The sequence below is a fragment of the Streptomyces sp. NPDC102270 genome, from assembly GCF_044766405.1.
Lineage (GTDB): Bacteria > Actinomycetota > Actinomycetes > Streptomycetales > Streptomycetaceae > Streptomyces.
The window spans coordinates 33,453-46,782 of record NZ_JBIWLX010000011.1 but is presented as its reverse complement, the minus strand read 5'-3'; the positions used below and the strand labels follow the sequence as shown (position 1 = coordinate 46,782).

Sequence of the window (13,330 nt, the reverse complement as noted above, 5' to 3'; positions counted from 1 at the left end):
CGTGCCCTGTCGCGGGCCGGGTCGGATTCAAACCGACGTTCCCTTCATGCGGTGAAGGTGCGCCTGCCTCTGCGCTACCGAGCCCTTGCCATGGGCCCCGGCCGGATTCGAACCGGCGTATCCGCCCTGAGAAGGCGGCGAGTCTGCCTCTGCTCCACAGGGCCCGCGGACGCAGCCCGGGGATCGGATTCGAACCGATGTATGTCGCCTTGGCAAGGCGGTGCGCCTGCCCCTGCGCTGCGCCCGGGTGCGCTCCGGGATCCTAACCGCACTGCCGGCCCGTCGGCTCACGGTTTTCCAGCCGCCTGATGGCCAGCCGTTCCTTCTCGGAGAGGCCGCCCCAGACGCCGAAGCGTTCGTCGTTGGCCAGGGCGTACTCGAGACAGGCCGGGCGCATCTCGCACATGCCGCAGATGCGCTTCGCCTCTCGCACCGAGCTGCCCGGCTCGGGAAAGAAGAAGTCCGCCCCGGTCTGCGCGCACAACGCCTGCGCCTGCCAGGCGGGGTCGGTCGGGGTGATGGTGTCGATGTGCATGGCCGAGATCGTGCCGGGCAACGAAAAACGTTCGATCAACGCGGGATCAACGATGGCGTTCATGCCCCCGGCCACCTTGATGGTCCTCCGCCCGGTGCGGGGGTGCACGGCGGCGCGCGGAAAGGGTTCGACTGCCGACCGGCCCGCATCGGCGTACCGGCGGCGATTGTCAGTGGACGGTGCAAGACTCGGCGGTACAGGCAGCGGGACCCCTCAGAGGAGGGCAGAGATGCTCACGACCCGTTACGTCACCGGCGCTCCCAACTGGCTCGACCTCGGCACCCCCGACATCGACGGCGCCACCACCTTCTACGGCGGCCTGTTCGGCTGGGAGTTCCAGCCGGGTCCGCCCGAAGCCGGCGGTTACGGCTTCTTCCAGCTCGCCGGCAAGACCGCCGCAGGCGGTATGCAGACCACACCGGAACAGGGGCCGCCGTCCTGGACCGTCTACTTCCAGACCCCGGACGCGGACGCCACCGCGAAGGCGGCCGAGGAGGCGCACGGCTCGGTGCTGATGCAGCCCATGGACGTGATGGACCAGGGCCGCATGGCGATCCTCGCCGACAAGGCGGGCGTGCCCTTCGGCATCTGGCAGCCCGGGCGGAACAAGGGGCTCGACGTCACCCAGGAGCCGGGCTCGCTGTGCTGGGTCGAGCTGTACACGGCCGACCTGCCGATGGCCGCCTACTTCTACCGCGCGGCGCTCGGCCTGGAGACCTACGGGGTCGAATTCCCCGGCGGCACGTACACCACCGTGCTGCCGGACGGGCAGAGCGAGGACGGCATGTTCGGCGGCATCGTCCCGCTCGCCGACGACCCGCTGGAGGCGCGGGACGGGGCGTACTGGATGCCGTACTTCGAGGTCACGGACACGGACGAGACGGTGGCCAAGGCACAGCAGCTGGGCGGCAGCGTCCGGCTGCCCGCCACGGACGTGCCCGGCGTCGGCCGGGTGGCCAAGCTGGCCGACCCGTACGGCGCCCGCTTCGCGGTGATCAAGAGCGCGCCGCAGCAGAGGCCATAGGGGGCGGCAGGGTTCACGCCGAGGCGCGCCGTACCAGCGTGGTGGGCAGCACGACACCAGCTGGTGCGGCCCCCGCAGCCCCGGGGTCGAGACCTCCCAGGAGCAGGCGGGCCATCAGCCGGCCCATCTCCTCGATGTCCTGACGGACCGTCGTCAGCGGCGGATCGGTCTGCTCGGCGACCGGCAGCATGTCGTCGAAGCCGATCACCGCCACGTCCTCGGGCACCCGGCGTCCGCGCTCGCGCAGCACGCGCAGGGCGCCGGACGCGGTGAGGTCGTTGGCGGCGAAGACCGCGTCCACGTCCTCGAACGTGTCGAGGAGCGTCCGCATCGCCCGCTCCCCGCCGGCCGGCGTGAAGTCCCCGGGCACGACGAGCCGCGGGTCGGCGTCGCCCATGACGTCCCTGTAGCCGTCGAGCCGGTCGGCCGCGGAGGTCTGGTCGAGGGGGCCGGTGATGTGGGCGACGCGGGTGCGCCCCAGCCCTGTGAGATGCCGTACGGCCTCGCGGGCACCGCCCCGGTTGTCGCTGTCGACGTACACGACCTCCGTCGTCCCGTCGCTCCAGCCGGGCCGTCCGCCGAACACCGTGGGGACCCCGGCCCGTTGGATCAGTCCGGGCAGCGGGTCGTCCAGGTGCAGGGAGAAGACGAGCGCGCCGTCGACGTGTCCTCCGGCGAGGTAGCGTCCGACGCGGGCGTGGTCGTCCCGGCCCTCGGTGAGCAGCAGCACCAGTTGATTGTCGTGGGCGGTCAACTCCTTGCTGATTCCGCGGAGTTGCAGTGCGAAGAAGGGGTCGGCGAAGACCCGGGTCTCCGGCTCGGCCACGACCACGGCGACGGCGTCGTGGCGTCGGGTGACGAGACTGCGGGCGGCCTGGTTGGGCACGTAACCGAGCTCTTCGACGGCCCTGCGCACCCGCTCGACGAGCGGTTCCCTGACCCCGTCCCCGCCGTTCACCACCCGCGACACGGTGGCCCGCGACACCCCGGCCCGGGCCGCCACGGCCTCCAGCGTGGGGCGCGGCGCTGTCTCGGTCACTTCGGGGCTCCTCGTCGGCGGGTGCGGATCAGGATAGCCCCGGACGAGGTCACCGGTGAGAGCGCTCTCGAGGTGGGCGGGAGGGACGTGCCGCGCAGGTATCACGACCGGCACCTCGCCCATGGCACGGTCGGCAGGTACGCCCGGGCGCACTGGCTGCGCACCGACCGGGCTCCGGGCGGGCGGCGGGCGGATCCGTCGGCCGCCGACCGGTCCCTGCCGGCCATCTCGTGACCGGGTTCAGGCCAGCAGATCCACCCGTCGTCCGAGTCCCTCCCGCTCGGCCCGCTCGTACGCCGTCCAGGCCAGGGCGAGGTCCTGCCAGGGCAGGCCCACGGGTGCGTAGACCGTGCGGTCCGTGTCGTTCGTGCGGCCGGGGTGTTCCGAGCGCAAGAGCTCGCCGAGGGTGGCATCGGCCGGCGGCAACACGCCTACGCGTGAGGCCAGTTCACGGTCGTCGACGACCAGCAGCGCCGCGTCCAGGAGATCCGCCGCCAGTTCCGCCTTGCCCGGCTCGTCCACGCCCAGGCTCGTGAAGTGCTGGCCCGGCCTGGTGTCCCGCAGGTGCAGCAGCGGCTGCCTCGACCAGGTGGCCGACAGGACGAGGTCGGCTGCCATGGCCACCTCCGCGGCGGAGGACAGCACACGGCCACCGTGCCGCGCGGCGAACTCCGCGGCGCGGTCGGCGGACGTGTCCTGGACGACCAGGGCGCTGCGGGGCCGTAGCGCCGCAAGCCCCCGCACCATCAACTCGGCCTGCGCTCCCGCCCCGACCACTCCGACCACATCTCCCGGGCCGGCGAGCAGATCGGTGCCCAGGGCGGCCGCGAGCCCCGCCCGCCACGCCGTGACCGTCGCGGAGTCGAGCAGCGCCAGCAGCTCGCCGTCGGTGCCGCTGTGCAGGCAGATCACCCCGCGCAGGGCGGGCCGGGCGGCGGGGAACTTGGCGTTGACCTTCACCGTGTAGGCAGGGACGCCGGGGAGCAGGCCCGGGATCAGAGCGGTGGCCGTACCGGGGAACGGGAGGTCCGTGCGCACCCGTTGTCCCGCGATCGACTCGCTGTCCGCGGTGCGAAAGCCGTCCCGCAGTGCGTCGAGGCAGGCCTCCGGCTCCAGCACCGCCTCCAGATCACCACGTGTGAGAAGAAGAGTCACCCGTCCATGATCCGTCAGTGCGCGTGCCCGGCCTGGTGCTCCATGTGCTCGTGCGGCTCGTACCCCGGAATCGTCCCGTCCGTCTTCTTCACCAGGAACAGCCCGACCATCCCCATGTCGGAGTGGCTCTGCACATGGCAGTGGTACATCCACGCGCCCGCCCCGACCCCCTCCCCCGCGATCACCTGGAAGCCGAAGGAGTCCGCCGGGCCCACGATCTTGTTGTCGATGACCTGGCTCGGGTCGTCGGGTCCGGTGAGCATGCCCGTGCGGTTGTCCGCCCAACGGTGACCGTGCAGGTGGAAGGTGTGGTAGTACTCGCCGTGCGTGATCATCACGAACTCGACCCGATCACCCACCGTGGCCTCGAAGTTGGGCCCCGAGTGCGCCGGCTTGTTGTTGATGAGCATGTCGTTGAAGACGATCGTGTGGGTCGCGTCCGGGAGGACATCGCCCTTGCGACGGACGATCACCGGTCCGTAGAGGCCCTTGCGGATACCGCCCGTGCCGTGCTCCGTGCCGACCACGTGGTCGTGGTAGTGCCAGTAGCCCGCGCTGCCCGGCCGCCAGGTGCCGTCGCCGCGGCGGCCCGGCAGATGCGTGCGCCAGGTGTAGGTGCGGGTGCCGCCCGGCTCGACGTCGCTGTTGTTCAACTTCGTGCCGTCGCTGGAGATCTCGTAGTCCAGACCGTGGACGTGCAGGCTCGCCCTGACGTCCATGGTGTTCTCGAACTCGATGTGCAGGGTGTCGCCCTCGTTGAGCTCGATCAGCGGGCCGGGGATCGTCGCCTTCCCCTTCTCGAGGCCGTAGCCCATCTGCCCGTCGGCGAGCTTCTCGGCGTACAGCTTGATGCGCTTGACCTCACCGCCGCCCGGGGCCGCCTTGGCCGGACCTGTGTCGCTCCGGGCCTCCGGCGCCAGGGACAACGATGTCGCCACGGCCGCACCACCGAGCAGCACCCGCCGGTTGAAGCCACGTCTGTCCAGTGCACCCACGCAGAACTCCCCACCGTGATACGGATTTTGCGGAGACGTACCTGTGATGAACCTGTGAGACGGTACCGGCCCCCGAGTCGTTTATCCACACTCAGGACAAAGTTCGTGCGATCCCGGTCATAGGTATTGGCGAGCGGCGCAAAGGGGTCTAGCTTCCATGGCGCTGTTGCTGTGACCGAGGAGGTGCCCATGCACTTACGAGGGTTGAGCGCGAGAAGCGGAGGAAGCGCGAGGAGACGGGTCTGGACGGCCACCGTGACCGCGGGGGTCGTCGCCGCCGGGCTGATGTCCGGACCGGCCGCGCGGGCGCTGCCGGTTCCCGATCCGTCCGCGACAACGATGTCTGTCAAGTCGCCGCCGGGCGGCGCCGATGTACGGGTGCTGGTTTTCTACGGGTCCGCGGCGGCCGGGGACGAGTCACCGGTCGTCAATGCCGGGATCGCCGCCGTCGAGCAGATCGGGCGGTCCGGTCCGGTGAACCAGCGGTTCGAGACCGAGGCCACGGACGACGCCAGAGTCTTCACCGACGAGAGGGCGCTGGGGAGTTACCACGCGATCGTCTTCCTGACCGGCGGCGGGGACGTCCTCGACCCCGAGCAGGAGGCCGGTCTGGAGGCCTACATGGAGGCGGGCGGCGGTTTCGTCGGCATCCATGACGCGGCCCGCGCCGAGCCGTACTCCGACTGGTTCACGGGGCTGGTGGGTGCCCGTCCGGCCGCCTCCAGTCCAACGACCGTACAGCGGGCAACCGTTGAGGTCGGCGACCGGCAGCATCCGGCGACCAGGGAGCTGCCGGTGCAGTGGAAGCGCCCCGACCAGTGGTTCAACTGGACGAAGAACCCGTCCGGTGACGTGCACACCGTGGCGCGGGTGCGCGAGTCGACGTACCAGCCCGGCGCGAGCGCCAACGGCTGGGACCATCCGGTGAGCTGGTGCCGGGACTACGACGGCGGCCGGTCCTTCTACACCGGTATGGGCGGCACGGTGTCCTCGTACGACGAGACCGACTTCCGGACCCATCTGCGCGGGGCACTCCTGTGGACCTCGCGGCTCGTGCAGGCCGACTGCAAGGCGACCATCAACGGCAACTACAAGGCCGAACGCCTCACCCAGCCCAACCAGGCGGGGCAGAACGACCAGATCGGCGAACCGCACGGGCTGGTCACCGCCCCCGACGGGCGGGTCCTGTACATCGGGCGGGGCGGCGCCGACTCCTCCCAGCCCGTGATCACCGACTGGAACAACCCGGACGTCGGCAAGGGCAAGGGTCAGATCCACGTCTACGATCCCGCGACCAAGAAGGTCACCCTGGCCGGCGAGTTGACCGTCTTCGGCAACAAGGGCGGCGGCGACGAGCTGGTGAAGGTCGAGGAGGGACTGCTCGGCATCGAGCTCGACCCGCGCTTCGAGCAGAACGGCTGGGTGTATCTGCACTACACCCCGCACTCCCGGCTCGACCGCGACACCCGGATCGCCGAGCGTCGGGTCTCCCGCTTCACCCTCGACCTCGCCACGAACAAGCTGGACCTGAACAGCGAGAAGGTCCTGCTCAAGTGGCCGGTCCAGGTGCACAGTTGCTGCCACGCGGGTGGCGGGATGTCCTGGGACTCCAAGGGCAACCTGTACATCGCGACCGGTGACAACAACTCCAGTGGCTTCAGCGGCGGTTACTCGGGCAACAACCCGCAGCCGAACTACAAGGGCGTCTCCTTCGCGGACGCGCGCCGCACCGCCGGCAACACCAACAACCTCAACGGCAAGATCCTGCGCATTCACCCGGAGCCCGACGGGACGTACACGCTGCCCGAGGGGAACCTCTTCACGGGCAAGGAGACCGCCGAGGGCGGCGGCAAGACCCGCGGCGAGATCTATGTGATGGGTGTCAGGAACCCGGCCCGCATCTTCGTCGACAAGAAGACCGACATCCTGTACGCCGGATGGGTCGGCCCGGACGCGAGCGAGCCCTCGACCACCTGGGGCCCGGCCAAGTACGACACCTTCGCCGTCATCACCAAGGCGAGCAACCGGGGCTGGCCGTACTGCATGGGCAACAAGCAGCCCTACCGGGACCGCAACCTGCCGAACCCCGACCAGCCGCTGGGCTGGTACGACTGCGACCACCCGAAGAACGAGTCGCCCAACAACGACGGTCTGGTCAATCTCCCGCCGGTCACCGGCAACAACATCTGGTACTCCCCGCAGGGCGGCGCCCCGGACTACCCGCGGGACGCGAACGGCATCCCCTCCTACAAGCAGGAGGACGCCACTTATCTGCTGCCGTGGCTCAAGGGCGGCGGCCAGGCCGCGATGAACGGGCCGGTCTACCGCTACGACGCCGCCTCGGCCACCAGCACCGTCAAGTGGCCCGCCTACTGGGACGGCAAGTGGTTCGTCGGTGACTTCTACGACGCCGACCAGCCGCGCAACGCGGTCATCACCGACCCGAAGACCCACGGGGAGGGCGGACTGCCCGTCCATGCGGAGTCGCTCAAGAAGATCGTGCCGATCGGCAACGACGGCATCAAGAACCTCATGGACTGGAAGTTCGGCCCGGACGGCGCGCTGTACGTCCTCGACTACGGGCGCGGGTTCTTCACCTCGGACGCCAAGTCGGCCCTGTGGCGCGTCACCTACACGGGCGGCGGTCCGACGCCGGCCGCCGGACAACTGGTGAGAGGAGGGCAGTGATGCGCCCCCGAGGAGCTCTGGCCGTCCTGGTGGCCGCCCTGCTCATGGTGCTCGGCCTCCAGTCGACGTCCCAGGCACAGCCCGACACGATCCCGGCGGCGGCCCAGCAACTCACCTGGACCGCCGGCGACGACATCACCAAGTACACCTCAGCCCCGACGACCGCCGTCGCCGGCACGGCCACGATCGTCTTCGAGAACAGCGCGGCCACCGGCAACACCACCGGTATGCCGCACACGTTGACCTTCGTGACCAGTGACCCCGAGTTCAACAACGACGTGCAGCTCAACATCCTCGCCAACCCCAACGACGGCATGGGCGGCCGCCACACCGCCGAGGTCACGCTCACGCCGGGCCGGTACTTCTACCACTGCACGATCCCGGGCCACGGCCAGATGCAGGGCATCCTCGTGGTGACCGAGGGCACCGGCGAGGACACCACGGCGCCGACGGCGCAGGCGCAGGTGACGGGCACGCAGAACGCGCAGGGCCAGTACGTCGGCTCCGCGAGCGTGGCCCTCACGGCGACCGACGAGGCCGGCGGCTCCGGCGTCGACCGGATCGAGTACGCGATCGGGGGCACGGGCGCATGGCAGCCGTACACGGCCCCGGTCGTCGTCGACCAGGTGGGCAGCCACAAGGTCCGCTTCCGGGCCGTCGACAAGGCGGGCAACGTCTCCGCCGAGAAGAGTGTCGACTTCACCGTCGTCCCGCCGCCCTCCGACGACACCGCCCCGCCGGACACCTCGGCGACGGTGAGCGGCGAGCAGAACCCGGACGGCACGTACATCGACATGGCGACGGTGACCGTGTCGGCCTCCGACACCGGATCCGGCGTCAACACCATCGAGTACGCGGTGAACGACGGGAGTTGGCAGCCGTACACCATGCCCGTGATGGTGCACCAGGTCGGCAGCCACACCGTGCGTTACCGGGCGACCGACAAGGCGGGCAACGTGGCCGCCGAGAAGAGCGTCCGGTTCACGGTGGTCGCGGCGGCCCCGCAGGACACCACCCCGCCGGTGACCGGAGTGACCGTGGACGGCACCCGGAACTCGGATGGGGCCTACGTGGGCAATGCCAAGGTGACCGTGAGCGCCGCGGACGCGGGCGGTTCGGGTGTCGCGGGCGTCGAGTACTCGATCGACGCCGGGCCCTACCTGGCGTACACCGCTCCGGTGGTCGTCGACCGGGCGGGCACCCACACCCTGGCGTACCGGGCGACCGACAAGGCGGGCAACACCTCGGCCGCGCGCACGGTGACCTTCACGGTGGTCGCCGGTCAGGTCCCGGCGCCCAACTGCGCGGAATTCGACGAGCGGTTGACGGTGATCGTCGGCACGGTCGACTCCGGGGTCCCGAACCGGATCACCAACAGCCGGTGCCGCATCAACGAGTTGATCGAGGACGAGAAGGAGTGGACGTCCCACGCGCTGTTCCTCAAGCACGTGAAGACGGTCCTGGACAAGCTCTTCCGGGACGGGGTCGTCGACGAGCGCGAGTACGACGCGATCGACGCGGCGGCCCGTGAGTCCGGGATCGGCAAGCCCGGGCAGACCGAGGGGTACCGCACGATCCTCGACGGCAGCGCGGCCTCCTTCGCCAAGTGGCAGCAGGTGGGCGGCGGTTCGTTCGCGCCGAACGGCGACGGGTCCATCACGTCCGGCACCACGAAGGACGGCCTCGGCATGCTCTGGTTCCCCGAGCGCAAGTACGGGGACTTCTCGCTCAAGCTCCAGTGGCGAGACGACGCCCCGGGCACCGGGAACGCCAACTCCGGTGTGTTCGTGCGGTTCCCGTGGGTCCACGACCACCCGGAGGAGTCCCGCCCCGAGTGGGTCGCCATCAAGTACGGCCACGAGGTGCAGGTGCTCGACCGGCCGGACGGCGACATGTACAAGACGGGGTCGGTCTACGGCTTCGACCGGGTGGGGCTCGCCGGTGCCGGCGTCACCCAGAAGGGCACGTGGAACGACTACGAGATCCGGGTGGTCGACCAGCACTACTCGGTCTACCGCAACGGCGTGCTGATCAACGAGTTCGACAACATCGGCGGCCAGGACTTCTACCCGGCCCGCTCGGACGACCCGGGCACGGACGGGCGGCGGTTCTCCTCCGGCTACATCGGGCTCCAGGTGCACAGCACGACGGACGTCGTCTCGTACCGGGACATCAGGATCAAGGAGCTGTAGGAGGCGCCTTCCTCGACGTGTCCCGGCTCGGCTGTACCCGCTTGGGCTCCCCCGGCATCTTCGGATACTCGGGCGGGTACGGCAGATCACCGAGCCCGTGGTCGTGCTCGTCACGGCGGGCCAGGTCCAGCAGGGCGTCCAACGAGAAGGCGTGATCGTCCATGTCCGCGTGCACATCGCCGAGTTCGGCGAAGCGCGCGGGCATGGTCGCGATGTCGAAGTCCTGGGGGTGCGCCTGGCCGACCTCCTCCCAGCGCAGGGGTGCGGAGACGGGGGCGTGCGGGCGGGGCCGTACCGAATAGGCGGAGGCGATCGTACGGTCGCGGGCCGTCTGGTTGTAGTCGATGAAGATGCGCTCGCCCCGCTCCTCCTTCCACCACTTGATGGTCACGTGGTCCGGCATCCGGCGCTCCATCTCCCGCCCGACCGCGATCGCGGCCCGCCGCACCTGGGTGAAGGTCCAGCGCGGTTCGATCGGCACGAACACGTGCAGACCGCGACCGCCGGAAGTCTTGGGCCAGCCGCGCAGACCCCCGAACTCCTCCAGCACCGACCGCAGTTCATGCGCCGCGCGCACGGCGTCGTCGTAGTCCGTGCCGGGTTGCGGGTCGAGGTCGATGCGGAGTTCGTCGGGGCGGTCGACGTCGTTGCGGCGGACCGGCCAGGGGTGGAAGGTGAGGGTGCCGTACTGGGCGGCCCACAGGACGGCGGCCTCCTCGGTGGGGCACATCTCGTCGGCGCTGCGGCCGCTGGGGAAGGTGATGTGGGCGGTCGGGATCCAGTCGGGCATGTTCTTGGGCGCCCGCTTCTGGAAGAAGTTCTCGCCGGTCACGCCGTCCGGGTAGCGCTCCAGGGTGGTGGGCCGGTTGCGCAGGGCGCGCAGGATGCCGGGGGCGACGGCCTGGTAGTAGCGGGCGAGGTCCAGCTTGGTGAACCCGCGCTCCGGGAAGAAGATCTTGTCCGGGCTGGACAGCCGTACGGTCCGGCCGCCCGCCTCCAGTTCCACCGCGTCACCCATGCGAGCCACGGTAAGCGAGCCCGGCATATCAGGCATTTCGGGGCATGCACGTGCAGAATCGGACCATGGATCTGCCCGTGATGCCCCCCGTGAAGCCCATGCTCGCCAAGTCGGTGGCGAAGATCCCGCCGGACATGCACTACGAGGCGAAGTGGGACGGGTTCCGGGCGATCGTCTTCAGGGACAGGGCGGAGGTCGAGCTGGGCAGCCGTACCGGCAAGACGCTGACCAGGTACTTTCCCGAGCTGGTGGAGGCACTCGCGGCGCGGCTGCCCGAGCGGTGCGTGATGGACGGCGAGATCGTGATCGCGCGGGACGGCCGACTGGACTTCGACGCGCTCACCGAGCGGATCCACCCGGCGGCCTCCCGGGTGCGCACGCTGGCCGAGCGGACGCCGGCCTCCTTCGTGGCCTTCGACCTGCTGGCACTCCAGGACGAATCACTGCTGAACGTCCCGCTGACCGACCGCAGGAAGCTGCTCACGGCGGCTCTGTCCGGGGTCACGGCCCCGGTGCACCTCGCACCGGCGACCACGGACATCGAGGTGGCCCGGCAGTGGTTCGAGGAGTACGAGGGCGCGGGCCTGGACGGTGTCATCGCCAAGCCGCTCACCCTGCGCTATCTCCAGGACGAGCGCGCCATGTTCAAGATCAAGCACGAGCGCACGGCGGACGTGGTGGTGGCGGGCTACCGGCTGCACAAGAGCGGCCCTGTCGTGGGCTCCCTGCTGCTGGGGCTCCACGACGACCGGGGCGTCCTCCAGCATGTCGGCGTGTCCGCGGCCTTCCCCATGAAGCGGCGCGCCGAGCTGATCGACGAACTGGAGCCGCTCCGGATGGAGGACGCCTCCGGACACCCGTGGGCGGCCTGGGCCGAGGAGGCCGCGCACGAGAGCGCCCGGCTGCCCGGGGCGCCGAGCCGCTGGTCGGGCAAGAAGGACCTGTCCTGGGTGCCGCTCAGACCCGAGCGGGTGGCGGAGGTGGCGTACGACCACATGGAGAACGGCGCACGATTCCGCCACACCGCCCGCTTCCGCCGCTGGCGACCCGACCGGACCCCGCAGAGCTGCACCTACGCGCAACTGGAGGAACCGGTGCGCTACGACCTCGACGAAATCCTGGGCTGAGCCGTGAGGTCAGGGGCGCATCAGCACGCGAACGAAGGACGTCTCCGGACACCCCTGGGCGGGAAAGAGGCACCTCTCCTGGGCGCCGCTCAGACCCGAGCGGGTGGCGGAGGTGGCGTACCACCACATGGAGAACGGCCCACGATTCCGCCACACCGCCCGCTTCCGCCGCCGGCGCCGCGACGTCAGGGCCGCATCAGTACCTTGACCGCGCCCTCCTGCTTCTTCTGGAACATCTCGTAGGCGTGCGGGGCGTCCGACAGGGGCACGTGATGGGTCGCGAAGTCGTCGACGCCGAGCGGGTCCTCGTCCGTGAGGTAGGGGATGATCTCGTCGGCCCAGCGGCGCACATTGGCCTGGCCCATCCGGATCTGGATCTGCTTGTCGAACATCGTGAGCATGGGCAGCGGGTCGGCCATGCCGCCGTAGACGCCGGTGAGGGAGAGTGTGCCGCCGCGGCGCACCAGTTCGATGGCGGTGTGCAGGGCGGCGAGCCGGTCGACGCTGAAGCGTTCGGCGAACGGCCCGCCGATCTTCCTGGGCAGGAGGGCCGAGGCGTTCTGGGCGAGGCGGGCGACCGCGCTGCCGTGGGCCTCGGTGCCGACGGCGTCGATCACGGCGTCCGGTCCGCGTCCGTCGGTCTCGTCGCGGATCGCCTGGACCAGTTCCTTCTCGCTGTCGAAGCTCCTGAGGTCGTACGTCTCCACGCCCCGCGTGCGGGCCCGGCGCAGCCGCTCGGACACGAGGTCCACGCCGAAGACGCGCCCGGCGCCGCGCACCTGCGCGACGCGGCAGGCCATGTCACCGATGGGCCCGAGTCCGAGCACGGCCACGCTGCCGCCCTCGGGGACGTCCGCGTAGGCAACGGCCTGCCAGGCGGTGGGCAGCACGTCGGAGAGGTAGACGAAACGGTCGTCCGGCGGGCCCTCGGGGACCTTGATGGGTCCGAACTGGGCCTGCGGGACGCGCAGGTACTCGGCCTGGGCGCCCGGTACGGCGCCGTACAGGCGGGTGTAGCCGAACAGCGCGGCTCCCATGCCCTCGCTGGTGACCTGGGTGGTCTCGCACTGGGTCGGCAGCCCGGTCATGCACATCCAGCACTTGCCGCAGGCGATCTGGAAGGGCACGACGACCCGGTCGCCCACCGAGAGGTCGGGCACCCCGGCGCCGACCTCCTCGACGATGCCCATGGGTTCATGGCCGAGGATGTCGCCCGGCGTCATGAACGGGGTGAGCACCTCGTAGAGATGCAGGTCGGAGCCGCACAGCCCGGACGAGGTGATCCTGATGATCGCGTCCGTCGGTTCCTTGATCTTCGGATCGGGCACTTCCTCCACCCGTACGTCCCGCTTGCCCTGCCAGGTCACAGCCTTCATCGCCCGGCTCTCCCTCCGTCACGTCGTGTGTCGGTCCTGGGGTAAGGCGCCCCGGGTACCCGGGCGGACTCCTGTCGAACCGCGATCCAGGGCCGATCGGCCTAGTCGACGCGACGAATCAGAAACGGACGGGTATGGCCATCAATGAACTTATAAGCGCACAATCAAAGACACGAGACGG

General features: G+C 70.0%; 11 protein-coding genes and 3 tRNA genes. 5 read left to right on the top strand and 9 right to left on the bottom strand.

All coding sequences use genetic code 11. The features are described from left to right. Positions 1-12: 12 nt before the first annotated feature. The 4 genes from ACIRP7_RS23670 to ACIRP7_RS23655 form a co-directional block, all read right to left on the bottom strand. A tRNA-Ala gene (locus ACIRP7_RS23670) sits at positions 13-85 on the bottom strand. 7 nt (positions 86-92) lie between these two features. Further along, a tRNA-Glu gene (locus ACIRP7_RS23665) sits at positions 93-164 on the bottom strand. Between the two features lie 10 nt (positions 165-174). Then, positions 175-248: transfer RNA gene (locus ACIRP7_RS23660), tRNA-Gly, on the bottom strand. 14 nt (positions 249-262) lie between these two features. Continuing rightward, positions 263-535, bottom strand: coding sequence for a WhiB family transcriptional regulator (locus ACIRP7_RS23655; RefSeq protein WP_403663580.1), 273 nt, complete (start codon positions 533-535; stop codon positions 263-265). 229 nt (positions 536-764) lie between these two features. On the opposite strand from ACIRP7_RS23655, the gene ACIRP7_RS23650 reads away from it, so the two are divergent. Further along, entirely contained in the window at positions 765-1,559 is a 795-nt protein-coding gene (locus ACIRP7_RS23650) for a VOC family protein (protein ID WP_403662865.1), read from the top strand. Positions 1,560-1,572: 13 nt separating this feature from the next. On the opposite strand, the gene ACIRP7_RS23645 is transcribed toward ACIRP7_RS23650, so the two are convergent. After that, positions 1,573-2,598 carry a LacI family DNA-binding transcriptional regulator gene (locus tag ACIRP7_RS23645; protein ID WP_403662862.1) on the bottom strand — a complete coding sequence of 342 codons (1,026 nt, stop codon included), beginning with the start codon at positions 2,596-2,598 and terminating at the stop codon, positions 1,573-1,575. Between the two features lie 21 nt (positions 2,599-2,619). Here ACIRP7_RS23645 and ACIRP7_RS23640 point away from each other — a divergent pair, with 21 nt between their 5' ends. Further along, positions 2,620-2,832: a hypothetical protein gene (locus ACIRP7_RS23640; RefSeq protein ID WP_403662859.1), complete on the top strand. Its 213-nt coding sequence runs from the start codon at positions 2,620-2,622 to the stop codon at positions 2,830-2,832. 6 nt (positions 2,833-2,838) lie between these two features. On the opposite strand, the gene ACIRP7_RS23635 is transcribed toward ACIRP7_RS23640, so the two are convergent. Continuing rightward, entirely contained in the window at positions 2,839-3,753 is a 915-nt protein-coding gene (locus tag ACIRP7_RS23635; protein ID WP_403662856.1) for an ornithine cyclodeaminase family protein, read from the bottom strand. Positions 3,754-3,767: 14 nt separating this feature from the next. Next, positions 3,768-4,739 carry a multicopper oxidase domain-containing protein gene (locus ACIRP7_RS23630; protein WP_403663577.1) on the bottom strand — a complete coding sequence of 324 codons (972 nt, stop codon included), beginning with the start codon at positions 4,737-4,739 and terminating at the stop codon, positions 3,768-3,770. A gap of 198 nt (positions 4,740-4,937) precedes the next feature. Between ACIRP7_RS23630 and ACIRP7_RS23625 the strand changes: the two genes are divergently transcribed. Continuing rightward, entirely contained in the window at positions 4,938-7,436 is a 2,499-nt protein-coding gene (locus ACIRP7_RS23625) for a ThuA domain-containing protein (protein WP_403662853.1), read from the top strand. Next, positions 7,436-9,628, top strand: coding sequence for an OmpL47-type beta-barrel domain-containing protein (locus ACIRP7_RS23620; RefSeq protein WP_403662850.1), 2,193 nt, complete (start codon positions 7,436-7,438; stop codon positions 9,626-9,628). Before ACIRP7_RS23625 ends, ACIRP7_RS23620 begins: the two co-directional genes overlap by 1 nt. Here ACIRP7_RS23620 and ligD read toward each other — a convergent pair. Then, positions 9,615-10,646: a non-homologous end-joining DNA ligase gene (gene ligD, locus ACIRP7_RS23615; protein WP_403662848.1), complete on the bottom strand. Its 1,032-nt coding sequence runs from the start codon at positions 10,644-10,646 to the stop codon at positions 9,615-9,617. The genes ACIRP7_RS23620 and ligD overlap by 14 nt on opposite strands. A 65-nt stretch (positions 10,647-10,711) precedes the next feature. On the opposite strand from ligD, the gene ACIRP7_RS23610 reads away from it, so the two are divergent. Next, entirely contained in the window at positions 10,712-11,773 is a 1,062-nt protein-coding gene (locus ACIRP7_RS23610) for an ATP-dependent DNA ligase (protein ID WP_403662845.1), read from the top strand. A 185-nt stretch (positions 11,774-11,958) separates the two neighbouring features. Here the strand turns inward: ACIRP7_RS23610 and ACIRP7_RS23605 are convergent, their stop codons facing one another. Continuing rightward, positions 11,959-13,149, bottom strand: a complete 1,191-nt coding sequence (locus ACIRP7_RS23605; RefSeq protein ID WP_403662842.1) for a zinc-dependent alcohol dehydrogenase — start codon at positions 13,147-13,149, stop codon at positions 11,959-11,961. Positions 13,150-13,330: the final 181 nt, after the last annotated feature.